24 protein-coding genes are annotated in these 23,414 nt (G+C 65.7%); 19 read left to right on the top strand and 5 right to left on the bottom strand.

What is annotated here, in order from left to right; genetic code table 11:
• Positions 1 to 201 precede the first annotated feature (201 nt).
• From IM733_RS20630 to IM733_RS20570, 13 genes are all read left to right on the top strand, one after another.
• Entirely contained in the window at positions 202 to 960 is a 759-nt protein-coding gene (locus IM733_RS20630; RefSeq protein WP_248918268.1) for a WbqC family protein, read from the top strand.
• The gene (locus IM733_RS20625) at positions 944 to 1,666 is read left to right on the top strand and encodes a class I SAM-dependent methyltransferase (RefSeq protein WP_248918267.1); all 723 of its coding nucleotides are present in this window, start codon (positions 944 to 946) and stop codon (positions 1,664 to 1,666) included. The genes IM733_RS20630 and IM733_RS20625 overlap by 17 nt, the downstream gene beginning before the upstream one ends.
• Positions 1,666 to 2,517 carry an NAD-dependent epimerase/dehydratase family protein gene (locus tag IM733_RS20620; protein ID WP_248918266.1) on the top strand — a complete coding sequence of 284 codons (852 nt, stop codon included), beginning with the start codon at positions 1,666 to 1,668 and terminating at the stop codon, positions 2,515 to 2,517. The genes IM733_RS20625 and IM733_RS20620 overlap by 1 nt, the downstream gene beginning before the upstream one ends.
• Complete coding sequence (locus tag IM733_RS20615) at positions 2,514 to 3,491, top strand: ATP-grasp domain-containing protein (protein WP_248918265.1); 978 nt, start codon at positions 2,514 to 2,516, stop codon at positions 3,489 to 3,491. Before IM733_RS20620 ends, IM733_RS20615 begins: the two co-directional genes overlap by 4 nt.
• Positions 3,472 to 4,191 carry a metallophosphoesterase family protein gene (locus IM733_RS20610; RefSeq protein ID WP_248918264.1) on the top strand — a complete coding sequence of 240 codons (720 nt, stop codon included), beginning with the start codon at positions 3,472 to 3,474 and terminating at the stop codon, positions 4,189 to 4,191. Before IM733_RS20615 ends, IM733_RS20610 begins: the two co-directional genes overlap by 20 nt.
• On the top strand, positions 4,188 to 5,333 hold the full coding sequence (gene rffA, locus IM733_RS20605; RefSeq protein ID WP_248918263.1) for a dTDP-4-amino-4,6-dideoxygalactose transaminase: 1,146 nt from the start codon (positions 4,188 to 4,190) through the stop codon (positions 5,331 to 5,333). Before IM733_RS20610 ends, rffA begins: the two co-directional genes overlap by 4 nt.
• 62 nt (positions 5,334 to 5,395) lie before the next feature.
• Positions 5,396 to 6,481, top strand: a complete 1,086-nt coding sequence (rfbB, locus tag IM733_RS20600; protein WP_248918262.1) for a dTDP-glucose 4,6-dehydratase — start codon at positions 5,396 to 5,398, stop codon at positions 6,479 to 6,481.
• Positions 6,478 to 7,353 (top strand): glucose-1-phosphate thymidylyltransferase RfbA, encoded by an 876-nt coding sequence (rfbA, locus tag IM733_RS20595; RefSeq protein ID WP_248918261.1) that lies wholly within the window; start codon positions 6,478 to 6,480, stop codon positions 7,351 to 7,353. Before rfbB ends, rfbA begins: the two co-directional genes overlap by 4 nt.
• Positions 7,350 to 7,895: a dTDP-4-dehydrorhamnose 3,5-epimerase gene (rfbC, locus tag IM733_RS20590; RefSeq protein ID WP_248918260.1), complete on the top strand. Its 546-nt coding sequence runs from the start codon at positions 7,350 to 7,352 to the stop codon at positions 7,893 to 7,895. Before rfbA ends, rfbC begins: the two co-directional genes overlap by 4 nt.
• Entirely contained in the window at positions 7,892 to 8,752 is an 861-nt protein-coding gene (gene rfbD, locus IM733_RS20585; RefSeq protein WP_248918259.1) for a dTDP-4-dehydrorhamnose reductase, read from the top strand. The genes rfbC and rfbD overlap by 4 nt, the downstream gene beginning before the upstream one ends.
• 39 nt (positions 8,753 to 8,791) lie before the next feature.
• Entirely contained in the window at positions 8,792 to 10,606 is a 1,815-nt protein-coding gene (locus tag IM733_RS20580) for a sensor histidine kinase (protein ID WP_248918258.1), read from the top strand.
• Positions 10,603 to 12,015 (top strand): sigma-54-dependent transcriptional regulator, encoded by a 1,413-nt coding sequence (locus tag IM733_RS20575; protein ID WP_248918257.1) that lies wholly within the window; start codon positions 10,603 to 10,605, stop codon positions 12,013 to 12,015. Before IM733_RS20580 ends, IM733_RS20575 begins: the two co-directional genes overlap by 4 nt.
• A complete protein-coding gene (locus tag IM733_RS20570) occupies positions 12,012 to 12,467 on the top strand; it encodes a YiiD C-terminal domain-containing protein (RefSeq protein ID WP_248918256.1) in 456 nt (151 codons plus the stop codon). The genes IM733_RS20575 and IM733_RS20570 overlap by 4 nt, the downstream gene beginning before the upstream one ends.
• A gap of 76 nt (positions 12,468 to 12,543) precedes the next feature.
• On the opposite strand, the gene cysQ is transcribed toward IM733_RS20570, so the two are convergent.
• Together cysQ and nudE are read right to left on the bottom strand one after the other, a co-directional pair.
• Positions 12,544 to 13,377, bottom strand: a complete 834-nt coding sequence (gene cysQ, locus IM733_RS20565; protein ID WP_248918255.1) for a 3'(2'),5'-bisphosphate nucleotidase CysQ — start codon at positions 13,375 to 13,377, stop codon at positions 12,544 to 12,546.
• Positions 13,374 to 13,940, bottom strand: coding sequence for an ADP compounds hydrolase NudE (gene nudE, locus IM733_RS20560; protein ID WP_213659158.1), 567 nt, complete (start codon positions 13,938 to 13,940; stop codon positions 13,374 to 13,376). The genes cysQ and nudE overlap by 4 nt, the downstream gene beginning before the upstream one ends.
• Before the next feature lie 64 nt (positions 13,941 to 14,004).
• On the opposite strand from nudE, the gene yrfG reads away from it, so the two are divergent.
• Positions 14,005 to 14,667 carry a GMP/IMP nucleotidase gene (gene yrfG, locus IM733_RS20555; RefSeq protein ID WP_248918254.1) on the top strand — a complete coding sequence of 221 codons (663 nt, stop codon included), beginning with the start codon at positions 14,005 to 14,007 and terminating at the stop codon, positions 14,665 to 14,667.
• Positions 14,668 to 14,762: 95 nt separating this feature from the next.
• Here the strand turns inward: yrfG and lysM are convergent, their stop codons facing one another.
• A complete protein-coding gene (lysM, locus tag IM733_RS20550; protein WP_248918253.1) occupies positions 14,763 to 15,203 on the bottom strand; it encodes a peptidoglycan-binding protein LysM in 441 nt (146 codons plus the stop codon).
• A gap of 174 nt (positions 15,204 to 15,377) precedes the next feature.
• Here lysM and fdhD point away from each other — a divergent pair, with 174 nt between their 5' ends.
• The 5 genes from fdhD to IM733_RS20525 all read left to right on the top strand — a co-directional run bounded on the left by fdhD (position 15,378) and on the right by IM733_RS20525 (position 21,136).
• Complete coding sequence (gene fdhD / locus IM733_RS20545) at positions 15,378 to 16,205, top strand: formate dehydrogenase accessory sulfurtransferase FdhD (RefSeq protein WP_248918252.1); 828 nt, start codon at positions 15,378 to 15,380, stop codon at positions 16,203 to 16,205.
• Between the two features lie 8 nt (positions 16,206 to 16,213).
• Positions 16,214 to 18,559: an FdhF/YdeP family oxidoreductase gene (locus tag IM733_RS20540; RefSeq protein ID WP_248918251.1), complete on the top strand. Its 2,346-nt coding sequence runs from the start codon at positions 16,214 to 16,216 to the stop codon at positions 18,557 to 18,559.
• A gap of 312 nt (positions 18,560 to 18,871) precedes the next feature.
• A complete protein-coding gene (locus IM733_RS20535) occupies positions 18,872 to 19,351 on the top strand; it encodes a glycine zipper domain-containing protein (RefSeq protein ID WP_011531665.1) in 480 nt (159 codons plus the stop codon).
• 210 nt (positions 19,352 to 19,561) lie between these two features.
• Positions 19,562 to 20,365 (top strand): CheR family methyltransferase, encoded by an 804-nt coding sequence (locus IM733_RS20530; RefSeq protein ID WP_248918250.1) that lies wholly within the window; start codon positions 19,562 to 19,564, stop codon positions 20,363 to 20,365.
• A 117-nt stretch (positions 20,366 to 20,482) separates the two neighbouring features.
• Positions 20,483 to 21,136, top strand: coding sequence for a response regulator (locus tag IM733_RS20525; RefSeq protein WP_248918249.1), 654 nt, complete (start codon positions 20,483 to 20,485; stop codon positions 21,134 to 21,136).
• Here IM733_RS20525 and IM733_RS20520 read toward each other — a convergent pair.
• Positions 21,126 to 21,560: an acyl-CoA thioesterase gene (locus tag IM733_RS20520; RefSeq protein ID WP_248918248.1), complete on the bottom strand. Its 435-nt coding sequence runs from the start codon at positions 21,558 to 21,560 to the stop codon at positions 21,126 to 21,128. The two genes, IM733_RS20525 and IM733_RS20520, sit on opposite strands and share 11 nt — an antisense overlap.
• Positions 21,561 to 21,782: 222 nt before the next feature.
• Positions 21,783 to 23,324, bottom strand: coding sequence for a phosphoenolpyruvate carboxykinase (locus tag IM733_RS20515; protein WP_248918247.1), 1,542 nt, complete (start codon positions 23,322 to 23,324; stop codon positions 21,783 to 21,785).
• Positions 23,325 to 23,414 lie beyond the last annotated feature (90 nt).

Genomic DNA, 23,414 nt, shown 5'->3' with positions numbered 1-23,414 from the left:
ATCCGGCCCGCCAGGCGACCAGACACCGGTATCGCCCAGCAAAACCACGGCGCAGAGCGCTCCGCATCGCCCCCAGGCCAACAGGAACCAACCCGACATGCCCGACGATCAGCTGGCTATTCCCCGGCGCCTTGACGCCGATTCCAGGCCAAAGCTGCCGCTCGCGTCAGAACTACGTCGCGCCAGCATGGGAGTGCGCCCATGAAGCGGGTCGCCATCCTGCAGTCGAACTACATCCCCTGGAAGGGCTATTTCGACCTGATCGCCGCCGTGGACGAGTTCATCCTCTACGACGACATGCAGTACACCAAGAACGACTGGCGCAACCGCAACCAGATCAAGACGCCCAAGGGTGTCGAGTGGCTGACGGTGCCCGCCGGCCAGGACATCGACCGGCGTATCCGCGATGTCGAGCTGCGCGACAGCCGCTGGCAGGTCAAGCACTGGAAGTCCCTGGAAGCCAACTACGCCAAGGCCCCCTGCTTCGCCGAAATCGCCCGCTGGCTCAAGCCCCTGTACCTGGAGCAGGCGCATGGCAACCTCAGCGCGCTCAACCATGCCTTGCTGCAAGCGGTCTGCGACTATCTTGGCATCACCACCCGCATCAGCCGCTCCTGGGACTACCAGCTCGGCGAAGGCAAGACCGAGCGCCTGGTCGACCTGTGCCGGCAGGCCGGCGCCAGCGAATACCTGTCGGGCCCTGCCGCGCGTGACTACCTCGATGAACGCCAGTTCGACGCCGAAGGCATCGCCGTCACCTGGTTCGACTACCGCGGCTACCCCGAGTATCCACAGCTGTGGGGCGCATTCGCCCATGGTGTGAGCATCCTCGACCTGCTGTTCAACTGCGGCCGTGAAGCCCCGCGCTTCATGAAGCACGTGCTCCCGTCCGCCTCTGCATCCACCGCGCCAGAGCGCGCCGAAACCGACCTGCGAGCCCACCATGACCAACACGCTTGATAGCTACATCGGCGCCTACAGCGATCGCTTCGGCTACGCCTTCGACAACGACATCATCCTTAACTGGTACCCCCAGCGGATCATGCAGCTGTGCCAGCCGCAGGACTCGATCCTCGAACTGGGCGTCGGCCATGGCTTCTCCACCAATCGCTTCTCGCAGTTCTTCGCCTCGCATACCGTCATCGACGGCTCGGCCTCGGTCATCGCGCAGTTTCGCGAGCAGTTCCCCGAAAGCCCCGTGGACATCGTCGAGGGCTATTTCGAAAACTTCGACAGCCCGCGCACCTTCGACCTGATCGTCATGGGCTTCGTCCTCGAGCACGTGGACGACCCGCAGACCGTGCTGCAGCGCTTCCGCCGCTTCCTCGCGCCCGGTGGGCGCCTGTTCGTGCTGGTGCCCAACGGCGAGTCGCTGCACCGCCGCTTCGGCCACGCCGCCGGCCTGCTAGGGAACATGATGAACCTCGGCCAGGGCGACCTGGAGCTGGGCCACCAGCGTGTGTATTCGCTGGACAGCCTGACCCGCGAGCTGACCGACGCCGGCTACCAGGTCACCCGCAAGGAGGGCGTGTTCCTCAAGCCATTCATGACCTCGCAACTGCTCAAGCTCGAACTCAGCGAGCAGATCACCGGCGCCATGTGCACCGTCGGCATCGACTACCCCGAGCTCAGCTGCGCGCTAATGCTCGAAGCGACGGCCAACTGATGCGCAGCCTGGTGATCGGCAGCACCTCGACCCTTGGCCGAGCCCTGGGCCAGGCCTTGGCGCAGCTGGGCGAGGTGCGCTTCGCCGGGCGCCGCGAGGCGGACATTGCGTTCGACCTGAGCGATTGGCAAACGCCTGTGCAAGTCGACGAACGCTTCGACCTGGTCGTGCTGGCCGCCGCCGATTTCGGTGGCCCGAGCGCGGACGACCTGGTGCGCGCTGAACGGGTCAACAGCGTCGGCACCCTCGCCGCCTGCCGCCTGGCCCAGCACTGTGGCGCACGCCAGGTGATCCTGCTGTCGTCGTTGTCGGTGCTGTACCAACCCGGCGACCGCTACTACGGCGCCTACAGCCTGTCCAAACGCCACGCCGAGGAAGTCGCGGCGCTGTTCTGTGCCCAGCAAGGCCTGGAACTGACCGTGCTGCGCTTGTCGCAGGTGTATGACAGCCAGGCCCGTTGCCGACGCCACCAACCGCTGCTGTACGCCATTGCCGACAACGCCCGCGCGGGCCGGCCCCAGCCGTTCCACGGCACGCTCGACGCCCGGCGCAACTACCTGCACCTCGACGACCTGGGTGAAATCTGCACCCGCATCGCCGCCCAGCGCGTCACCGGCACCTTCACCTGCGCCCACCCCGAGGACCTTCGCCTGTCGCAGATCGCCCGGACGGCGTTCGAGGTGTTCGCCACGCCAGAGCGAATCAGCTTCGACGCCAGCAAGCCGGACCTGCCGGACCTGCCCATGGCCAGTGGCTGCGAGGCCCTCTACCAACGTATCGGCTACTGGCCGGCCATCGACCTGCACACGGGCCTGACCCGGCTCAAGCAGCACCAGGAGAACCACCAATGAGCACCATTCTGGTCACCGGCGTCGGCGCGATCATGGGCTACGGGCTGCTCAAGTCGCTGCGCGCCGTCGCCCCCGGCGCGACATTGGTGGGCACCGACATCTACGCCGACGCGGTCGGCCAGGCCTGGAGCGATCACTTCCTGCAAGCCCCACTGACCGCCGCACCGGAATATGCAACCTGGCTGCTGGATGTGATCGAACGTTTTCAGGTCGACCTGCTGATTCCCGGCATCGAACAGGATGTGCACTGGCTCGACGCACACCGCGACCTGCTCGCTGGCAGCCGCTGCCGCGTCGTGCTCAACGACACTCGTCTGATCGCGCTGACCCGCGACAAGTACGCCATGGACCAGGCCTTGCTGGCCGTCAAGGACGACAGTCGCATCCCCAGCCACCTGGCCGGTGACTTTGCCTCGCTGAGCGCCGAGCTCGGCCTGCCGTTCCTGCTCAAGCCTCGCCGCAGCTACGCCTCCAAAGGCCTGGTCTGGGTGCGCGAGGAAGCTGATTTCACCCCCTGGGCGCCACTGCTGGGCGAGGTGCTGATGGCCCAGCCGATCATCGGCAGCGCCAACCAGGAATACACCGTAGCGGTGTTCGGCGATGGCCGTGGCGCGGCCTGTGCCTCGATCACTTTCCAGCGCAGCCTGGCCTCGGACGGTTCCACCGCCAAGGCCTGGGTGCGCCACGAGCCGACCCTGGACGCCGTGGTCGCCCGTCTGTGCCGCCACTTCAAGCCGGTCGGCCCGACCAACCTGCAGTTCCGGCGCGCGGCGGACGGTACCTGGAAGCTGTTGGAGATCAACCCACGTATTTCCTCCACCAGTTCCATCCGCACTGCGTTCGGCTACAACGAGGCGGCCATGTGCCTGGCCTGGTACCTGAAGGGCGAGACGCCAACGCAGCCGGCTATCCGCCCGGGCTTCGCCGTGCGCTACATCGAGGACTACGTGGTTCATGATCGGGATCATTTCTGATATCCACGGCAACTATGCCGCGCTGTCCGCCGTGCTCGCCGAGCTCGACCGGCTGGGCGTGGACGAGATCGTCTGCCTGGGTGACACCGCCGGCTACTACAGCGAGATCAACGCCTGCTGCGACGCCCTGCGCGCGCGTGGCATCTTCTCGCTGCTGGGCAACCACGATGCCTACATCGCCCGCCGCGAGCCCTGCCCCCGCTCGAACAGCGCCAACGCCTGCCTCGACTACCAGCACAAGGTGATCAGCGCGGCGAACCGCGCCTGGCTCGAAAGCCTGCCCGAGCGCGCCAACCTGCATGGCCTGGCGTTGATCCACGGCGGCTGGAACGACCCGCTCGATGAATACCTGGAGCCCTCCGACGCTTATTTCGCCGAACGCCCGGGGCGCTTCTTCGCCTCTGGCCACAGCCATGTGCAGTACCTCTGGCACGGCAACGGCAAGACCTGGTGCAACCCCGGCTCCGTGGGCCAACCGCGCGACGGCGACCCGCGCGCGGCGTTCGCCACCTGGGACGGCCAGGCCTTCACCCTGCATCGCATCGCCTACGACATTGCAGCCGCCCAGCGCGCCATGGCCCAGGCCGGCTTCACCGACTACTTCTACGACAACCTTGCCAAGGGCACCCAGATCGGCGGCCGCATCAGTGCGATCCGCAGCGACCAGGCGCCCCTCGCTCCCGCAGGTAACCGCCCATGAGCCACGACCAGATCCCCTTCAATCGCCCGCACATGACCGGCAAGGAGTTCCACTACATCGCCGAGGCCAACTTCGGCCACATGCTCGCCGGTGACGGCCCCTTCACCAAGCGCTGCCATGCCTGGCTGGAAGAGCGCACCGGTTGCGGCAAGGCCCTGCTGACCCACTCCTGCACCGCCGCGCTGGAGATGTCCGCGCTGCTGCTCGACCTGCAGCCGGGCGATGAAGTGATCATGCCGTCCTACACCTTCGTCTCCACCGCCAACGCCTTTGTCCTGCGCGGCGCGATACCGGTGTTCGTCGATATCCGCGAGGACACCCTCAACCTCGACGAAACACTCATCGAGGCGGCGATCACCCCGCGCACCAAGGCCATCGCGGTGGTCCACTACGCCGGCGTTGCTTGCGAGATGGACACCATCATGGCCATCGCCCGCAAACATGGCCTGCGGGTCGTCGAAGACGCCGCCCAAGGCGTGATGTCGAGCTACAAGGGCCGTGCCCTGGGCAGCATCGGCGACCTGGGGGCGTTCAGCTTCCATGAAACCAAGAATGTGATCTCCGGCGAAGGTGGCGCGTTGCTGGTCAACGACCCGGAGCTGGTGCTGCGCGCCGAGATCATCCGTGAGAAAGGTACCGACCGCAGCCGCTTCTTCCGAGGCCAGGTGGACAAGTACACCTGGCAGGAAGTGGGCTCGTCGTTCCTGCCGGGCGAACTGATCGCCGCCTTCCTCTGGGCCCAGTTGCAGGAAGCCCGTACCATCACCGACCAGCGCCTGGCCAGCTGGGACCACTATCACGACACCCTGGCCGAGCTCGAGGCCCAAGGCCTGCTGCGACGCCCGATCGTGCCCGCCGACTGCCAGCACAACGCGCACATGTACCATGTGCTGCTGGCGCCAGGCGTGGACCGCCAGGCGGTGATCAAGGCCCTGCGCGCCGAAGAGATCTACGCCGTGTTCCACTACGTGCCGCTACACTCGTCGCCAGCAGGCGAGCGCTACGGCCGTGTGCATGGTTCGATGCAGCAGACCGACAGCCTGTCCGAGCGCCTGGTGCGCCTGCCCTTGTGGTGCGGGCTCAAGCCTGCCCAGCAGGACCGCGTGGTCGACACCCTTGGCCGGGCGCTGACGCGCCGTTGAGCCTGGCCGACGGCAGCACCACGCCACACCTCTTAAATCGACTAGCTGCAGGGACACAACACATGCGCATTCTCGTCACTGGCGGCGCCGGCTTCATCGGGTCGGCACTGGTCCGCCACCTGATCGACAACACCGAGCACGAAGTCCTCAACCTCGACAAGCTGACCTACGCGGGCAACCTGGAGTCGCTGCAAGGCATCGCCAGCAACAGCCGCTATGAGTTCGTCCAGGCCGACATCGCCGACCAGCCCACGGTCAGCGCCCTGCTCGAACGCTTCCAGCCACAGGCCATCATGCACCTGGCCGCCGAGTCCCACGTCGACCGCTCCATCGACGGCCCGGCCGCGTTCATCCACACCAACATCGTCGGCACCTATGCCCTGCTGGAGGCCACCCGTGCCTGGTGGAACGGCCTGCCCACCGACGCTCGCGCGGCGTTCCGCTTCCACCACATCTCCACCGACGAGGTCTACGGCGACCTGCACGGCGTCGACGACCTGTTCACCGAGACCACCCCCTACGCACCGAGCTCACCCTACTCGGCCAGCAAGGCGGCCTCGGACCATCTGGTCCGCGCCTGGCATCGCACCTACGGCCTGCCGGTGCTGATCACCAACTGCTCGAACAACTACGGCCCGTATCACTTCCCCGAGAAGCTGATCCCGCTGATGATCCTCAACGCCCTGGCCGGCAAACCGCTGCCTGTCTACGGCAACGGCCAGCAGGTACGCGACTGGCTGTACGTCGAGGACCACGCCCGCGCCCTGCTGACAGTGGTGACCACCGGCAAGGTCGGCGAAACCTACAACATCGGCGGCCACAACGAGCAGAAGAACCTCGACGTGGTGCACACCCTCTGCGACTTGCTCGAAGAGCTCGCCCCCGACCGCCGCCCGGCCGGCGTGGCCCGCTACGTCGACCTGATCACCTTCGTCCAGGACCGCCCCGGCCACGACCAGCGCTACGCCATCGATGCCAGCAAGATCGAACACGAGCTAGGCTGGAAACCGGATGAAACTTTCTTCACAGGGCTGCGCAAGACCGTCCAGTGGTACCTCGCTAACCTAGACTGGTGCAAACATGTTCAGGATGGCAGCTACCAGGGCGAGCGTCTGGGCAACTCCGACTTCAAGGACCTGATCGCATGACTAAAGGTATTGTCCTGGCCGGTGGATCCGGCACCCGCCTGCACCCGATCACCCTCGGTGTATCGAAGCAACTGCTGCCGATCTACGACAAACCGATGATCTACTACCCGATCTCGGTGCTGATGCTGGCCGGGATCCGCGACATCCTGCTGATCTCGACGCCCCGTGACCTGCCGCAGTACCGCCAGCTGTTCGGCGACGGCAGCCAGTTCGGCATCAATATCAGCTACGCCGAGCAGCCCTCACCTGATGGCCTGGCTCAGGCGTTCCTGATCGGCGAGCAGTTCATCGGCGACGATTCGGTGTGCCTGATCCTCGGCGACAACATCTTCCATGGCCAAGGTTTCGGCGAACAACTGCAGCGAGCGGTCAAGCACCCCTCGGGCGCCACCGTGTTCGGCTACTGGGTCAAGGACCCGGAGCGTTTCGGCGTGGTCGAGTACGACGCGCAGGGCCGCGCGTTGTCGATCGAGGAGAAGCCCGCGCAGCCGAAATCCAGCTACGCCGTGACCGGCCTGTATTTCTACGACAACGATGTGGTGAAGATCGCCAAGGATATTCGTCCCTCCGCCCGTGGCGAGCTGGAGATCACCGACGTCAACAATGCCTACCTCAAGCGTGGCGACCTGCGTGTCGAGCGCTTCGGCCGCGGCTTCGCCTGGCTCGACACCGGGACCCACGAAAGCCTGCTGGAAGCGGCGCAGTACGTGCAGACCATCGAGAATCGCCAAGGCCTGAAAGTGGCCTGCCTTGAGGAGATCGCCTTCCAGAAAGGATGGATCGGCCGCGACAGCCTTCTGGCCAAGGCCGCGGAGTTGAAAAAGACAGGATATGGCCAGTACTTGCAAAAGTTGGCTGAAGAGACCCCATGAATATCGTCAAGACCGCCATACCCGAAGTCCTGATCATCGAGCCGAAAGTGTTCGGTGATGACCGCGGCTTCTTCTTCGAAAGCTTCAACGCCCGCGAGTTCGCTGAAAAAGCCGGCTTCGAGGCAGCCTTCGTGCAGGACAACCACTCCCGCTCGCAACGCGGCGTGCTGCGAGGCCTGCACTACCAGATCGACAACCCGCAGGGGAAACTGGTGCGGGTTGTCCAGGGCGAAGTGCTCGACGTGGCCGTGGACATCCGGCGCAGCTCGAAGACCTTCGGCAAGTGGGTCGCCACGCGCCTCAGCGCCAAGGATCATACGCAGTTCTGGATCCCGCCGGGGTTTGCCCATGGTTTCCTGGTGCTGAGTGAAACGGCCGACTTCCTCTACAAGACGACCGACTACTACAACCCCAAGGCCGAGCGCTGCATCCGCTGGGACGACCCTGAGCTTGCCATCGAATGGGGGCTCGAGGCCGCGCCGATCCTGTCGACCAAGGACCAGGCCGGCGCATTGTTGCGCGATGCCGAGCTGTTCCCATGAAGATGCTCGTCTGTGGCCAAAATGGCCAGGTCGCCCAAGCCCTGCAAGGCGCGCTGGACGGCCTGGGCGAGGTGCTGGCGCTTGGCCGCGACCGGCTCGACCTCGCCCGGCCGGAAGCCTTGCGCGAACCGCTGCGCCAGCTGAAACCCGACCTGATCATCAACGCCGCCGCCCACACGGCGGTCGACCAGGCCGAAAGCGAACCGGAGCTGGCCTTCGCCATCAACGCCCAAGCCCCGCGCGTGCTCGCTGAAGAAGCCGCGCGTCTTGGCGTGCCGCTGATCCACTATTCCACCGACTATGTGTTTGACGGCGGCAAGGCCACGCCTTACACCGAAGATGACGCGACCAACCCCCTGGGTGTCTATGGCAGCAGCAAGCTGGCAGGGGAGCAGGTGATCGCCGCGGTCGGCGGACAGCACCTGATCCTGCGCACCAGCTGGGTGTATTCGCGGCATGGGCGCAACTTCCTGCTGACCATGCAGAAGCTGTTGCAGGAGCGGCCACAGCTGAAGGTGGTGGACGACCAGATCGGCGCGCCCACCTGGGCCGCCACCATCGCCGCCAGCACCCGCGCGCTGGTCGAGCGTTGGCAGCAAGACCAGGCCGGTGCCTGGGGCACCTACCACCTGACCGCCCAAGGCGAGACCTCCTGGTTCGGCTTCGCCCAGGCGATCGGCGAGCAGCTCAAGGCACGGGGCCTGCCCTGCGCCGAGCTGCTGCCGATCCCGTCCAGCGAGTACCCGACGCCGGCCCGGCGCCCGCTCAATTCACGCCTGGACTGCTCGCGCCTCGCCCGGGAATGGCAGGTCAGCCAACCACATTGGCATGAAGCGCTGATCGACTGCCTGAAGTAGCGCATAATTGCGCCAGACTTTTCTGGCGCAATGATCGCGATGATTCCAAGACCCACGCCTCCACGCCGCCCCCGCTGGCGCAGCCTGGCGCTGCTGGCCCTGTGCCTGGCGCCACTGCTGTGGCCGCTGCACCACCTCGCCGAACGCTACTACCAGGACGAACTGGCCTCGCAGAACCGCCAGACCCTCGACCTTTACGTGGCCAACCTGCTCGGCACCCTGCACCGCTACGAGACCCTGCCACAGATCCTCGGCGACCTGCCGGCCCTGCGTGGTGTGCTGGCCGACCCGTTCAAGCTCGAGGCGGTGACCAACGCCAACCGCCTGCTCAAGGACATCACCCACCAGACCGGTGCCGAAGTGATGTACCTGATGGACGTCAGCGGCAACACCCTGGCCGCCTCCAACTGGGACAAGCCAGACAGCTTCCTCGGCCGCAACTTCTCCTTCCGCCCCTACTTCATCGAGGCAATGGAAGGCCACCTGGGGCGCTTCTTCGGCCAGGGCACCACCTCGGCCAAGCGCGGCTACTTTTTCGCCGCGGCGGTGCGCGACCGCGAGCGGGTGATTGGCGTGCTGGTGGTCAAGGTCGACCTCGACCATACCGAAACCCTCTGGGGCCGCACCCCCGAGCAGTTGCTGCTGACCGACCAGAACGGCGTGGTGGTGCTCACCTCGCGCCCGGACTGGCGCTTCCGCGCCACCCGCGAGCTGACCGAAACCGAGCGCCAGGCGATCATCGCCATCCAGCCCTACCCGACCCAGGCCCCGCAGCCATTGACCCTCGACCAGGCTGCCTGGCTGATCCAGACCCGCGACATCAAGGAAACCGGCTGGCAGGTCAGCATCCTCGCGCCGCGTACGCTGGTCGACCGCTCGGTGCAGACCGTCATGGCCATCGGCGGCGCCGCGCTGCTGGTGGCCATGCTCCTGGCCGGCCTGGTGATGCAACGCCGCCGTCACTACATCGACCGCATCGACTTCGAGGCCCGTGCCCGCCAGGAGCTGGAAAAGCGCGTGATAGAACGCACCGCCGACCTCGAAGGCCTCAACACCCGGCTGAAAAGCGCGGTGCTGGAGCGCGAGAACACCCAGCAGGAGCTGGTGCGCGCCCAGGACGAGCTGGTTCAGGCCGGCAAACTGTCGGTGCTAGGCACCATGTCGGCGAGCATCAGCCACGAACTCAACCAGCCGTTGGCGGCGATCCGCAGCTACGCCGAGAACGCCGAGATCCTGCTCGACCACCAGCGCACCGAGGACGTGCGCGGCAACCTCAAGCTGATCGGTGAACTGACCGGGCGCATGGCCTCGATCATCGCCCACCTGCGCGCCTTTGCCCGCCGCGACCGCCACGCCCCGGAAAGCGTGGCCCTGCAACCGGCGCTGGACGACGCCCTGGCGCTGCTGGCCAAGCGCCGCCGGGCCATGGCCGTGGAGCTGGTGCGTGACCTGCCAGAAGCCACCCTGTGGGTGCAGGCGGGCGAAACACGCCTGCGCCAGGTACTGGGCAACCTGCTGGCCAACGCCCTCGACGCCCTGACCGAGAAAGCCAACCCACGCAAGCTCTGGCTGAGTGCCGAACGGCAGGACGACTGCGTCTACCTGTACATCCGCGACAACGGCCCCGGTTTCAGCCGCCAGGCGCTGGAGCACGCCAAGGAGCCGTTCTTCACCACCAAGACCCGCACCCAGGGCCTGGGCCTGGGCCTGGCCATCTGCGAAAGCCTGATGCGCGCCCTGGGCGGCGAACTGCTGCTGGCCAACCACCCGGAAGGCGGCGCCCTGCTGACCCTGCAACTGCGCATGGCCCAGCCCGGCGCCAACCTGCAATCTTCGGAGGACACCTCGGCATGACCACCGAGACACTGATCGACAGCCGTGCCCAGGTGATCCTGGTCGATGACGACCCACACCTGCGCCAGGCCCTGAGCCAGACCCTCGACCTGGCCGGGCTCAAGGTCGTGCCATTGGCCGATGCCCAGGGCCTGGCCGCGCGCATCGAGGCCGACTGGCCGGGCGTGGTGGTCAGCGATATCCGCATGCCTGGCATCGATGGCCTGCAATTGCTGGAACAACTGCACGCTCGCGACAGCGAGCTGCCGGTGCTGCTGATCACCGGCCACGGCGACGTGCCCCTGGCCGTGCAGGCCATGCGCGCCGGCGCCTATGACTTTCTCGAGAAACCCTTCGCCACCGACGCCCTGCTCGACAGCGTGCGCCGCGCCCTGGCCCTGCGCCGCCTGGTGCTGGACAACCGCAGCCTGCGCCTGGCCCTGAGCGACCGCCAGCAACTGGCCACGCGCCTGGTGGGCCAGTCGCCGGGCATGCAACGCCTGCGCGAGCAGATCGGCGCCCTCGCCGGGACCCGGGCCGATGTACTGATCCTCGGCGAGACCGGCGCCGGTAAAGAGGTGGTAGCTCGCGCTTTGCATGATCTTTCGAGCCGTCGTGACGGGCCGTTCGTGGCGATCAACGCTGGCGCCCTGGCTGAGTCGGTGGTCGAGAGCGAGTTGTTCGGCCATGAGCCCGGTGCCTTCACCGGTGCGCAGAAACGCCGCATCGGCAAGTTCGAATTTGCCAACGGCGGCACCCTGTTCCTCGATGAGATCGAGAGCATGAGCCTGGACGTGCAGGTCAAGCTGCTACGCCTGCTGCAGGAGCGCGTGGTCGAACGCCTGGGTGGCAACCAGCTGATCCCGCTGGATATCCGCATCATTGCCGCAACCAAGGAAGACCTGCGCCAGGCCGCCGACCAGGGGCGATTCCGCGCCGACCTTTACTACCGCCTGAATGTCGCGCCGCTGCGGATTCCAGCCCTGCGCGAACGGGGCGACGACATCCTCGTCCTGTTCCAGCATTTCGCCGATGCCGCCAGCGAGCGTCATGGCCTGCCGCCAAACACCCTGCAACCGGCCCAGCGCGCCCTACTGCTGCGCCACGACTGGCCGGGCAACGTGCGCGAGCTGCAAAACGCCGCCGAACGCTTCGCCCTGGGCCTGGAACTGGCCCTCGACGGCCAGGCGCCCGCCAGCCCCCACGATGTTCAAGGCCCCGCGCCGACCGGCACCCTCAGCGAGCAAGTCGAGCATTTCGAACGCTCGCTGATCGCCGCCGAACTCACCCAACCACACGGTTCGATGCGCAGCCTCGCCGAAGCCCTCGGCATCCCGCGCAAGACCCTGCACGACAAGCTGCGCAAGCACGGCCTGAGCTTCGACGGCAGTAACGGTGCGCACGACGACCAGGAGGACAACCGTTCATGAGTACCGATAGCCAGTACCTGCAAGCCGTGTTGCACGGCGACATCCCGCTCACCCGCGAGATGGGGATGGAGGTCATCGCCTGGCGGGACCACTGCCTGCATCTGAAGCTGCCGCTGGCCCCCAACGTCAACCACAAGAGCACCATGTTCGGCGGCAGCCTGTACTGCGGCGCGGTGCTTGCGGGCTGGGGCTGGCTGCATCTGCGCTTGCGTGAGTTGGGGATCGATGACGGGCATATCGTCATCCAGGAAGGGCAGATCAGCTACCCGCTGCCGGTCACTGGCACGGCGATAGCGCGCTGCCCGGCGCCGGACGAAAAGACCTGGGAACGGTTCCTGGCGATGTACCAGCGCCGAGGGCGGGCGCGGCTGATGCTGGAAACGGTGGTGAGCAACGAAGGAAGTGACGAGCCTGCGGTGAAATTCTGCGGGCAGTACGTCCTGCATCGCTAAGGCCGGTACAAGGGAATGCGTCCCTCTGTAGGGGCGACTTCAGCCGTGATGGGCTGCAAAGCAGCCCCCGGCGACCTCAAACCCTGATCGCGCCTGCCAGCTCAACCAGCGCCTGCCGCCACTTCGCGGCCCGAGGCAAGGCCAGGAAAAATGGATTGAGCAACGATTCCCGCGCCGGATACTGAAACGGCAACCCATCCAACCCGATCACCACGCCCCCGGCCCCCTCCAGCACACCTTGCGCAGCCGCCGTGTCCCACTGCGAAGTCGGTGCCAGCCGCGGATAGCAGTCGGCACTTCCTTCCGCCAGCAGGCAGAACTTCAACGAACTGCCGATATTGGCCAGCTCCAGTTCACCCACCGCCCCGCTCAAGCCAGCCAGCAGTGCCTCCTGCTGCGGGCTGGAATGACGGCGGCTGGCGACGACCGTGAAGTTCGTCCCGGGTGGCGGCACATCGCGCACCTGGATCGACTGCGCGGCGCCATCACGCTCGGCACGCCAGGCCCCAAGCTCGCGCCCGCCGAAATAACAGCGCCCATTGGTCGGCATCGCCACCACCCCGAACACCACCTCGCCGCGTTCGATCAACGCAATGTTGACGGTGAACTCCTCGCTGCCGGCAATGAACTCCTTGGTGCCGTCCAGCGGGTCGACCAACCACCAGCGCTGCCAGGCGGCACGGCGCTCCAGCGCAATATCGCAGTCCTCCTCGGACAACACCGGAATCTGTGGTGCCAACGCCTGCAACCCTTCGGCGATAACCCGATGGGCCGCCAGGTCGGCTGCCGTGACCGGCGAATCGTCGGCCTTGTTGGTCACGGTGACATCCGCACGCCAGAACGGCAGGATCGCATCCCCCGCTGCCAAGGCGAGCGTCACCACATCCTGCATCAACTGCCGATCGTTCATACGCTCAATACCCCGCGCTGGATCAGCAGGTCACGGGCCAGGTACAACGCTGCCAGCGCGCGGCCTTCGGTGAACTGCGGGTGCATGGCCAGGGCCGAGAGCTCACGCAGGTTGACCTTGTCGACACGCATCGGCTCCGGCTCGTCGCCCTCCAGACGCTCTTCGTACAAGTCCGTGGCCAACACCACCTGGATCTTCTGGCTCATGTAGCCGGGCGACAGCGACAGCTCGGTCAGGTGCTCTAGCTGGCGTGCGCCGAACCCGGCCTCTTCCTTGAGCTCCCGGTCGGCGGCGGCCAGCACATCCTCACCCGGTTCAATCAGCCCCTTGGGCAGCGAGAGTTCATATTCGTCGGTGCCGCCGCAGTACTCCTCGACCAACACTGCATGCTCAGCGTCGAGCATGGCCACGACCATCACTGCGCCGTAGCCGTTACCACGCCCAACCAGGCGCTCGTAGGTGCGCTCGGTGCCATTGGAGAAACGCAACTGCACGGCTTCGACCCTGAACAGGCGGCTGCTGGCGACGATTTCGCGGCTGAGGACAGTGGGTTTCTGGCGCATGGTGCGGCTCCTTGGCGTGAACGGGTTACTATACCGTGGCTTGCCGACCGATCGAGAGTTTCCCATGCCCGTTCTTCCCTGGTCCGCCATCGATACCGTCCTGCTGGACATGGACGGCACCCTGCTCGACCTGCACTACGACAACCGCTTCTGGCTGGAGCACCTGCCCCAGCGCTATGCCGAGCTGCATGGCGTGAGCCGGGCCATGGCCGAGCTGGAGCTGCGCCCCTTGTTCGAGCAGCACGCCGGCACCCTCAACTGGTACTGCCTGGATTTCTGGAGCCGCGAGCTGCGCCTGCCGATCCGCGAACTGAAACAGGAGATCGCCGACCTGATCGCCCTGAAACCGGATGCCGACACCTTCCTCGCAGCCGTGCGCCAGGCGAACAAGCGAGTGGTGATGATCACCAATGCGCACCGGGATTCGCTGTCGCTGAAGTTGGAGCGGGTGGAACTGGCGCCTTATTTCGAACGGCTGATCAGTTCGCATGATTACGGGTATCCGAAAGAAAGCCCGCAGTTCTGGGACGCATTGCAAGCGGACATCGGCTTCGAGCCGGCGCGCAGCCTGTTCATCGATGACACCCTGGCGATCCTGCGCAGCGCCCGGCGCTTCGGGGTGGGGCACCTGCTGGCGGTGCGCCAGCCGGATAGCCGGGCCGAACCGCGGGACACCCAGGAGTTCGCGGCGGTCGAGGATTACCGGGCATTGCTGGAAGGGTTGTAACGGCCCATTCACCCCGTAGGCACGGCTTCAGCCGCGATCACCCGCGAAGCGGGTGCCAGGCATCGCGGCTGAAGCCGCCCCTACAGGCGAACCCCTCAGTCCGGAATACGCAGCACCTGCCCCGGATAGATCTTGTCCGGATGCTTGAGCATCGGCTTGTTCGCCTCGAAGATCTTGTTGTACTTGTTGGCGTCGCCATACACCTTCTTGGAGATGGCACTAAGGGTGTCACCCTTCTCCACCGTGACGAACCGCGCCGCCTGGGCGATGGGCCCGGTGATGGTGATCTGGTCGTCCACCGAGGCCACGCCGGCGATGTTGCCGGCGGCCAGGATGATCTTCTCTTTCTCCTCCTGGCTGCTCACCTCGCCCTTGAGGATGACCTTGTCGCCCTCTACAGTGGCCGAAATGTTCGGGTTGCCCAACCCCACGTCCTGGACGTGTTTCTTCAACTGTTCTTCGGCATTGGCATTGCCCGGCGTCAGCAGGTCGATCAACTTCTCGCCGGCTTCCTTCACGAAACTGAACAGGCTCATGTGGCGCTCCTTTGATGGTGAATCCGTGGAAGCAGCAGTCTAGGCCAGGATCGGCGACCTCGCCCCCCTGCAACTGATCGACACGCTCTATCACGGCATAGACGCTAGCGATTAGACGGCACCTGCCCACCGGCCTAGGCTTGTGAGGTCAAACTGCCGCCGGTATTCGCTCCGATGAACAGCAAGCCCCCGGTCTGCGCGGCGTCCATGCCTTTGGCCCTTCCCGCCGCCAGCAACACCTATGACTATGTCCAGCTCTCCGATGCCGCGCATGACACCACGCCGCTGGCCGAGGAAGTGGCGCTAGCCATCGTCTACAACGGCCTCAACCAGGCAGTGATGCTGGTCAGCCCCACCGACCTGGAAGACTTCGCCGTGGGTTTCAGCGTGGGCAGCGGCATCGTCACCGGTACCGATGAAATCTATGACGTGAAGCTGTCCGGCAGCGGCTCGGCGCTGTATGCCGACCTGGAAATTTCCAGCCGCGCCTTCTGGAACCTGAAGAACCAGCGCCGCCAACTGGCCGGTACCAGCGGTTGCGGCCTATGCGGCGTCGAGGCCCTGGAGCAGGCGCTGCCCGAGCTCGACGTGCTGCCCGGCGCGCCCCTGCCGCCCGCGCACTGGCTCAAGGACCTGCGCCAGCGCATCGATGCCTTCCAGCCGTTGGGCCAGCATTGCGGCGCGGTGCACGCGGCGCTGTTCATGGACCACGACGGCCAGCTGCTGCTGGGCCGCGAGGACATCGGCCGGCACAACGCCCTGGACAAGCTGATCGGCGCCCTGCTGCGCCAGCGCATCGACACCAGCGGCGGCCTGGCCATCGTCACCAGCCGCTGCAGCCTGGAACTGATCCAGAAAGTCCTGCGCGCCGGCATCCAGACCCTGGTCAGCCTCTCCGCACCCACAGGCCTTGCCCTGCAATGGGCGCGCAAGCACAACCTCAACCTCATCCATCTGCCCAAACACAGCGCACCGCGGGTGTTCAGCCCAGCGGCGGAGTAGCAACAGCCGTGACCTCCTACGAAAAACTGCCAGACAACGCCCCCGCCTCTTCCCCCCGCTACAAACCCTACCCCGGCCCCGCCGGTGGTTGGGGCGCGCTGCGCAGCGTGGCCAAGGCCTGGGTGGGCAGCGACAACGCCCTGAAGAACATCCGCGCCCTGCTCAAGACCAACCAGAACGGCGGCTTCGACTGCCCCGGCTGCGCCTGGGGCGACTCGCCCGAGAGCGGCATGGTCAAGTTCTGCGAGAACGGCGCCAAGGCGGTGAACTGGGAAGCCACCAAGCGCCGCGTCGACGCGGCGTTCTTCGCCCGCTACAGCGTCAGCGCGCTGCGCGAGCAGAGCGACTACTGGCTCGAATACCAGGGCCGCCTGACCGAACCGATGGTCTACGACCCGACCACCGACCGCTACCAGCCGATCGACTGGGACGCCGCCTTCGCCCTGATCGCCCGCCACCTGAACAACCTGGCCAGCCCTGACCAGGCCGAGTTCTACACCTCCGGCCGGGCCAGCAACGAAGCAGCCTACCTGTACCAGCTGTTCGTGCGCGCCTACGGCACCAACAACTTCCCCGACTGCTCGAACATGTGCCACGAGGCCAGCGGCGTGGCCCTGGGCCAGAGCGTGGGGGTGGGCAAGGGCACGGTCACCTACGACGACTTCGAGCACGCCGACGCGATCTTCGTCTGGGGCCAGAACCCCGGCACCAACCACCCGCGCATGCTCGACCCGTTGCGTGACGCGGTGAAGCGCGGCGCCCAGGTGGTCTGCGTCAACCCGCTCAAGGAGCGCGGCCTGGAGCGTTTCCAGCACCCGCAGAACCCGCTGGAGATGCTGACCAACACCGACCGCCCGACCAACACCGCATTCTTCCGCCCAGCCTTGGGCGGCGACATGGCGCTGCTGCGCGGCATGGCCAAGTTCCTGCTGCAATGGGAGCGCGAGGCGCACGCCAAAGGCGAACCGCCGATCTTCGACCACGCCTTCATCGCCGAGCACGGCCATGGCGTGGATGAGTACCTGGCGGTGGTCGATGCCACCCCGTGGGAGCAGATCCAGGCGCAATCGGGCCTGACCCTGGCCGACATCGAGCTGTCGGCACGCATGTACTGCAAGGGCAAGCGGGTGATCATGTGCTGGGCCATGGGCATCACCCAGCACCGCCACTCGGTGCCGACCATCCAGGAAATCGTCAACCTGATGCTGCTGCGCGGCAACCTGGGCGTGCCAGGCGCCGGCCTGTGCCCGGTGCGCGGCCACAGCAACGTGCAGGGCGACCGCACCATGGGCATCAACGAACGCCCGCCGGTGTTCCTGCTCGACGCCCTCGAAAAGCGCTTCGGCTTCCCGGTGCCACGCCACAACGGGCATAACACCGTCGAGGCGATCCACGCCATGCTCGACGGCCGGGCCAAGGTATTCATCGGGCTGGGCGGCAATTTCGCCCAGGCCACGCCGGATACCGAGCGCACCGCGCAGGCTCTGCGCAACTGCGAGCTGACCGTGCACATCAGCACCAAGCTCAACCGCAGCCACCTGGTCCACGGCAAGCAGGCGCTGATCCTGCCGTGCCTGGGCCGCACCGACATCGACCTGCAGGGTGAAGGCCCCCAGGCGGTCACGGTGGAAGACTCGTTCAGCATGGTCCACGCCTCCAACGGCCAGCTCAAACCGCTGTCCAGGCAGATGCGCTCGGAGCCAGCGGTGGTCGCCGGCATCGCCGCCGCCACCCTGGGCAAGCTGCCGGTGGACTGGCACTGGCTGGTGGCCGACTACGACCGCATCCGCGACCTGATCGCCGATACCATCCCGGGCTTCGCCGATTTCAACGAACGCCTGCAACTGCCTGGCGGCTTCTACCTGGGTAACAGTGCCGGCAGCCGGCAATGGAAAACGGCCAGCGGCCGCGCCAATTTCAAGGCCAATCTGCTGCCCGACAGCCTGCTCGACGCGCGTGTGCGTGCCAGCGGCCAGGTGCCGGACCTGATCATGCAGTCGATGCGCTCGCACGATCAGTACAACACCACCATCTATGGCATGGACGACCGCTACCGCGGCGTGCGCGGCCAGCGCGACGTGCTGTTCGTCAACGAAGCGGACATCGTCCGCCTGGGCTTCCAGCCGGGGCAGAAGGTCGACATCGTATCGCTGTGGGGGGATGAGCATGTGCGCCGGGTGCAGGGCTTCACCCTGCTGGCGTTCGACATTCCCGCAGGCCAGGCGGCGGCGTACTATCCGGAGGTGAACCCACTGGTACCGCTGGAGAGCATCGGCGATGGCAGCCACACGCCGACGTCGAAGTTCATCGCCATCAAGCTGGAACGCGCGGAGGACAACGGGCGAATCATCTGATTCGCTCGCGAAGGTGTTTGTAGGAGGCTTTAGCCGCGATCACCGGCGAAGCGGGTGGCAGACACCGTATTGCCCGCATCGCGGCTGAAGCCGCTTCTACAGAGCCGGGCAATCTCCACAAAAAAAGCCCTGTTCCGCAATGGATCAGGGCTTCGTCATAAGTAGCTCAGACAGCCGAAAAACGCGAAAGTTTCATACATAATTCAATAACTTAGAGAATTGTGTACAACTCGTGCTACTCGTCGGATTTCAATTGCCAGGCGCCTCGCCGAGCCTCAAATTCCGCCTCGTCATCCCTCTGAGGCTCTCTTGATGAAGAAGTACTCCTCGATTCTGTTGTTGTCTTTCAGCTTGCTCAGCGGCGTTGCCATGGCAGGCGGCACCACCGAGGCCGGCATTGGCGGCGCATTGGGTGGGGTACTGGGCTCCGTGGTGGGCAACTCCATCGGTGGTAGCACCGGCGGCGCCATTGGTGCCGGCTTGGGCGGCGCGGCCGGCGGCGCCCTGGGTGCCGACAAGCGCCAGCGTGGCGAAGCGGCCATCGGCGGCGCACTGGGCGCGGCCGGCGGCAACGTGGTGGGTCGCTCCATGGGCGGCACCACCGGCAGTTATATCGGCGCGGCAGCCGGTGGTGGCGCCGGTGGCGCACTGGGCAACTACATGGGCAACAAGGCCGACGAAGACGAGCGCCACGAATCACGCCGCTACCGTCGCGACTACGACGATCGCCGCTACTATGACCGCGGCCACCACTACGGCCACCGCAAGCACAAGCGTCACTGGCGCGACTGATCCCCAGGCTTAAGCTTGTCACCTAAGGCCCTGCCCTCACCGGCAGGGCTTTTTCATTTGCGCGCACACCTGAGGATTAAGGGCGCCCCCGATATGGAGGCAAGTAGCCACTAGCTATCATCCCCTCCACCAACTCCAGACAGGACGCAGGGAATGCGCGCGATCACCACAGGCCCCAACTGTTCAGCCAAGGCCAAAGGAGCCTGAAGGATGCCGCGCCCGCCACTGCTCAGCGAAGACAACTTTGCGCGCATTCGCCAGCGGGTCGAGCAAGCTACCGGCGTGTACCTGGCCAACGACCGCCGCGCCGTAGTCGCTGCGCGCCTGCACAAGCGCCTGAAAGCTCATCGCCTGAGCACCTTCGATCAATACCTCACACTGCTCGACCAGCAGCAGGGCACGCAGGAGCACGATCAGTTGCTGCGCCTGCTGGTCGCTCGCGACAGCTACTTCTTCCGTGAGCATCGCCATTTCGAGTGGCTGGCCCGCTGGCTGCCCGCTCTTGGCCACCCCGCACGCCTCTGGAGCGCCGCCTGCGCCACCGGCGAGGAAGCCTGGAGCCTGGCCATGGTTGCCGCCGAGCACGCCCAACTGCCCGGCTGGCAAGTGCTGGCCAGCGACTTCGACACGCAACGCCTGGAACATGCCAGTGCCGGCATCTACGACATCGCCCAGGCCCGCTACTTTCCCGAAGGCTGGTTGACCCGCCACTGCCTGTGCGGCATCGGCGAGATGGCCGGCCGCCTGCGCGTCGCGCCCGCCTTGCGCGAGCAGGTGCGCTTCGAAGCGATCAACCTGATCCGGCCGCTGCCCGAACATCTGGAGCGCTTCGACGTCATTCTTCTGCGCAACCTGCTGTCGAGCCTGGCGCCACGCCACAGAGGTGGCATGCTCCGGCAGTTGCTGGCGCACCTGCGCCCCGGCGGCCTGTTGATGATCGGCCACAGCGAAAGCATCCACGAACTGGACCTGCCCCTGCGTCCGCTACTGCCGTCGGTGTTCGAGCGCCTATGATGGGAGGCACTGCCGCGCCCATCGGCAGCAAAGGACTGATCGCGCTTTCGCGCGGCAGTGCGCTTTCGGATCGAGCAGGCCTGCCGCCCCCTTCCCTTGCGAAACAGGCCCTTATCCATGCCTTGCCGAATCCTGCTTGCCGACGACTCGCCCCTCTTCCGCGCCGGTCTGCGCGCCCTGCTGGAGCAGAAGAAAGACTTCGCCGTGGTGGGCGACACGGGCGATGCCATGGCCGCCGTGAGCCTGGCGGAAAAGCTCAAGCCAGACATCGTGGTGCTCGACATGAGCGGTGAGCTGGACAACCAGCAGGCCCTGCAGGAGCTGTTCATCCGCGCCCCGGCCAGCCGTGTACTGATGTTCTCGGCACGCTCGCAGCTGGAACATGTGCTCAATTGCCTGCAACTCGGCGCCCACGGTTTCCTGCTCAAGAACGCCACGGTGGCGGAGCTGGAGCAGGCCTTGCTGACGCTGCGCGGTGGCGGTCAGTTTCTCTCGTCGGCGGTGCTGCCTATGGTCATCGGCCAGGCCCTCAGGCACAGCCGCAAGCGCACCTCGGCACCGCCCCAGGCGCCCCTGACCAAGCGCCAGCTGGAGATCCTGCGCCTGATCGCCCGCGGCGAGACCACTCGCTCCATCGCCGACGGCCTGGGCCTGAGCATCAAGACCGTCGAGGCGCACCGCTCGCAGATCATGCACCGCCTGCAGATCCACGACGTGCCCGGGCTGGTGTTGTTCGCCGTGCGCGAGGGGATCATCCGCGTCAACGATTGAGCGACAGCCCCGCAAGGATCAGTTGCAGCGTCTCCGGCAGCGCCACTGGCCGCCCGGACGCACGCTCGACGAACACTTCCACCAGCGAGCCGGCCGCACAGGCCTCGGCTTCGCCCGGGCGGAACAGTGCCAGGCGGAATTCCACCGTGCTGCCGGCCAGGCGGGTCACGCCCAGGCCCACTTCGAGTACGTCCGGGAAACCCGGCAGGGCGAAGAAATCCGCGCTCGAGCTCACCACAAAGCCAGCCAGCTCGCCGTCGCGCAGGTCCAGTTCCGCCTGCTCGACGAGAAAGGCCTGGATGGCGGTTTCGAAGAAGGCGTGTACCGTGGAGCCGGCGAGGTGGCCGTTGTGGTCGTTGTCCTGGGGGCGGGTGAGGATGGGGTGGAAATGGGAGAAGGCGGTGCGTTGAGGGGATTCGGTCATGGCGGCACCCTGAGCTGTCTTTGGCGTGTTGGTGAAGCATCCCACACAGTGCCAGGAACGCCTACATCCTCGTAGGCGCCGGCCTGCAGGCGAACACCGGCATGGCCGGTGCCATGCACCGCGGCGCTTGGTTCGCCAGCAAGGCTGGCTCCTACAGGTTCGCGGTGATCCAGGCACAAAAAAGCCGCCCCGAGGGGCGGCGTTTTCATGCCGATCGCAGGCTTACAGCTGCGGACCCGCGGCCTTGATGGCGTCGGACACGTCGAACTTCTTGAAGTTCTCGATGAACAGGCCAGCCAGGCCCTTGGCGGCTTCGTCGTAGGCAGCCTTGTCAGCCCAGGTGTTGCGCGGGTTGAGCAGCTCGGTCTCGACGCCTGGAACAGACTTCGGTACGTCCAGGTTGATGATGTCCAGGTGCTCGGTTTCGGCACCAATCAGCGCGCCGCTCTGAATGGCAGCGATCACGCCACGGGTGGTGGGGATGCTGAAACGCTTGCCAACGCCGTAGCCACCACCGGTCCAGCCGGTGTTGACCAGGTAGACCTTGGAGTCGAAGCCCTTGATGCGCTTGATCAGCAGCTCGGCGTACTCGCCAGCTGGGCGCGGGAAGAACGGTGCGCCGAAGCAGGTGGAGAAGGTCGACTTGATGCCGCCGCCCGAACCCATTTCGGTGGAGCCCACCAGCGCGGTGTAGCCGGACAGGAAGTGGTAGGCCGCCTGCTCGTTGTTCAGGATCGACACGGGTGGCAGCACGCCGGTCAGGTCGCAGGTCAGGAAGATGACCGCATTCGGCTCGCCACCCAGGTTCTTCTCGGAACGCTTGGCCACGTGCTCCAGCGGGTAGGCGGCACGGCTGTTCTGGGTCAGGCTGACATCGGCGTAGTCAGCATGCTGGTTGGCGTCGAGGACGACGTTTTCCAGTACCGCGCCGTGCTTGATGGCTTTCCAGATGACCGGCTCGTTCTTCTCGGACAGGTCGATGCACTTGGCATAGCAACCGCCTTCGATGTTGAAGACTACGCCTTCGCCCCAACCGTGCTCGTCGTCACCGATCAGGTAGCGGCTTTCATCGGCCGACAGGGTAGTCTTGCCGGTGCCGGACAGGCCGAAGAACAGGGTCACATCGCCTTTCTCGCCGATGTTGGCGGCGCAGTGCATCGGCAACACGTCGGCGGCCGGCAGCAGGAAGTTCTGCACCGAGAACATGGCTTTCTTCATTTCGCCGGCATAGCGCATGCCTGCGATCAGCACCTTCTTCTGGGCGAAGTTGATGATCACGCAGCCGTCGGAGTTGGTGCCGTCACGCTCAGGCACGCACTCGAAGTTGGCGACGTTGAGCACTTGCCACTCATCACGGCCGGCCGGGTTGTACTGGGCCGGGTTGATGAACAGGCAACGGCCGAACAGGTTCTGCCAGGCGGTCTGGGTGGTCATCTTGACCGGCAGGTAGTGTTCTTCGGCCGCACCTACGTGAACGTAGGAGACGAAGTGGTCCTGGGCGTTGTTGAACGCCTCGACGCGGTCCCACAGGGCATCGAACTTGTCGGCCGGGAACTTGCGGTTGATCGGGCCCCAGGCGATGGCGGCAGAGGTGCTCGGTTCGTCAACGATGAAACGGTCAGCCGGCGAACGGCCAGTACGGTGGCCTGTCTCGACGACCAGTGCGCCCGTATCGGCCAGCACACCTTCACCGCGTTGCAGCGCTTCTTTTACCAGGTCATCGACGCTCAGGTCGGTGTACACGGTGTTGTTGGCTTGCGTCATGAGATACCCCATCCGGCCCGAGGCCGAGTGCTCCAAACGTTTTGTAGTGGCCTATTTCAAACTACTACAGCGAAAAAAGTGGCCGGATTA

The organism is Pseudomonas entomophila, assembly GCF_023277925.1.
GTDB classification, from domain to species: domain Bacteria; phylum Pseudomonadota; class Gammaproteobacteria; order Pseudomonadales; family Pseudomonadaceae; genus Aquipseudomonas; species Aquipseudomonas entomophila_D.
Note: the sequence above shows the minus strand (reverse complement) of the source record. Positions and strands in the feature narration are given on the sequence as shown.

Coding starts and splice junctions, on each gene's coding strand:
- IM733_RS20630 (WP_248918268.1), top strand. CDS start 202: ATGAAGCGGGTCGCCATCCTGCAGTCGAACTACATCCCCTGGAAGGGC.
- IM733_RS20625 (WP_248918267.1), top strand. CDS start 944: ATGACCAACACGCTTGATAGCTACATCGGCGCCTACAGCGATCGCTTC.
- IM733_RS20620 (WP_248918266.1), top strand. CDS start 1,666: ATGCGCAGCCTGGTGATCGGCAGCACCTCGACCCTTGGCCGAGCCCTG.
- IM733_RS20615 (WP_248918265.1), top strand. CDS start 2,514: ATGAGCACCATTCTGGTCACCGGCGTCGGCGCGATCATGGGCTACGGG.
- IM733_RS20610 (WP_248918264.1), top strand. CDS start 3,472: ATGATCGGGATCATTTCTGATATCCACGGCAACTATGCCGCGCTGTCC.
- rffA (WP_248918263.1), top strand. CDS start 4,188: ATGAGCCACGACCAGATCCCCTTCAATCGCCCGCACATGACCGGCAAG.
- rfbB (WP_248918262.1), top strand. CDS start 5,396: ATGCGCATTCTCGTCACTGGCGGCGCCGGCTTCATCGGGTCGGCACTG.
- rfbA (WP_248918261.1), top strand. CDS start 6,478: ATGACTAAAGGTATTGTCCTGGCCGGTGGATCCGGCACCCGCCTGCAC.
- rfbC (WP_248918260.1), top strand. CDS start 7,350: ATGAATATCGTCAAGACCGCCATACCCGAAGTCCTGATCATCGAGCCG.
- rfbD (WP_248918259.1), top strand. CDS start 7,892: ATGAAGATGCTCGTCTGTGGCCAAAATGGCCAGGTCGCCCAAGCCCTG.
- IM733_RS20580 (WP_248918258.1), top strand. CDS start 8,792: ATGATTCCAAGACCCACGCCTCCACGCCGCCCCCGCTGGCGCAGCCTG.
- IM733_RS20575 (WP_248918257.1), top strand. CDS start 10,603: ATGACCACCGAGACACTGATCGACAGCCGTGCCCAGGTGATCCTGGTC.
- IM733_RS20570 (WP_248918256.1), top strand. CDS start 12,012: ATGAGTACCGATAGCCAGTACCTGCAAGCCGTGTTGCACGGCGACATC.
- cysQ (WP_248918255.1), bottom strand. CDS start 13,377: ATGAACGATCGGCAGTTGATGCAGGATGTGGTGACGCTCGCCTTGGCA.
- nudE (WP_213659158.1), bottom strand. CDS start 13,940: ATGCGCCAGAAACCCACTGTCCTCAGCCGCGAAATCGTCGCCAGCAGC.
- yrfG (WP_248918254.1), top strand. CDS start 14,005: ATGCCCGTTCTTCCCTGGTCCGCCATCGATACCGTCCTGCTGGACATG.
- lysM (WP_248918253.1), bottom strand. CDS start 15,203: ATGAGCCTGTTCAGTTTCGTGAAGGAAGCCGGCGAGAAGTTGATCGAC.
- fdhD (WP_248918252.1), top strand. CDS start 15,378: ATGAACAGCAAGCCCCCGGTCTGCGCGGCGTCCATGCCTTTGGCCCTT.
- IM733_RS20535 (WP_011531665.1), top strand. CDS start 18,872: ATGAAGAAGTACTCCTCGATTCTGTTGTTGTCTTTCAGCTTGCTCAGC.
- IM733_RS20530 (WP_248918250.1), top strand. CDS start 19,562: ATGCCGCGCCCGCCACTGCTCAGCGAAGACAACTTTGCGCGCATTCGC.
- IM733_RS20525 (WP_248918249.1), top strand. CDS start 20,483: ATGCCTTGCCGAATCCTGCTTGCCGACGACTCGCCCCTCTTCCGCGCC.
- IM733_RS20520 (WP_248918248.1), bottom strand. CDS start 21,560: ATGACCGAATCCCCTCAACGCACCGCCTTCTCCCATTTCCACCCCATC.
- IM733_RS20515 (WP_248918247.1), bottom strand. CDS start 23,324: ATGACGCAAGCCAACAACACCGTGTACACCGACCTGAGCGTCGATGAC.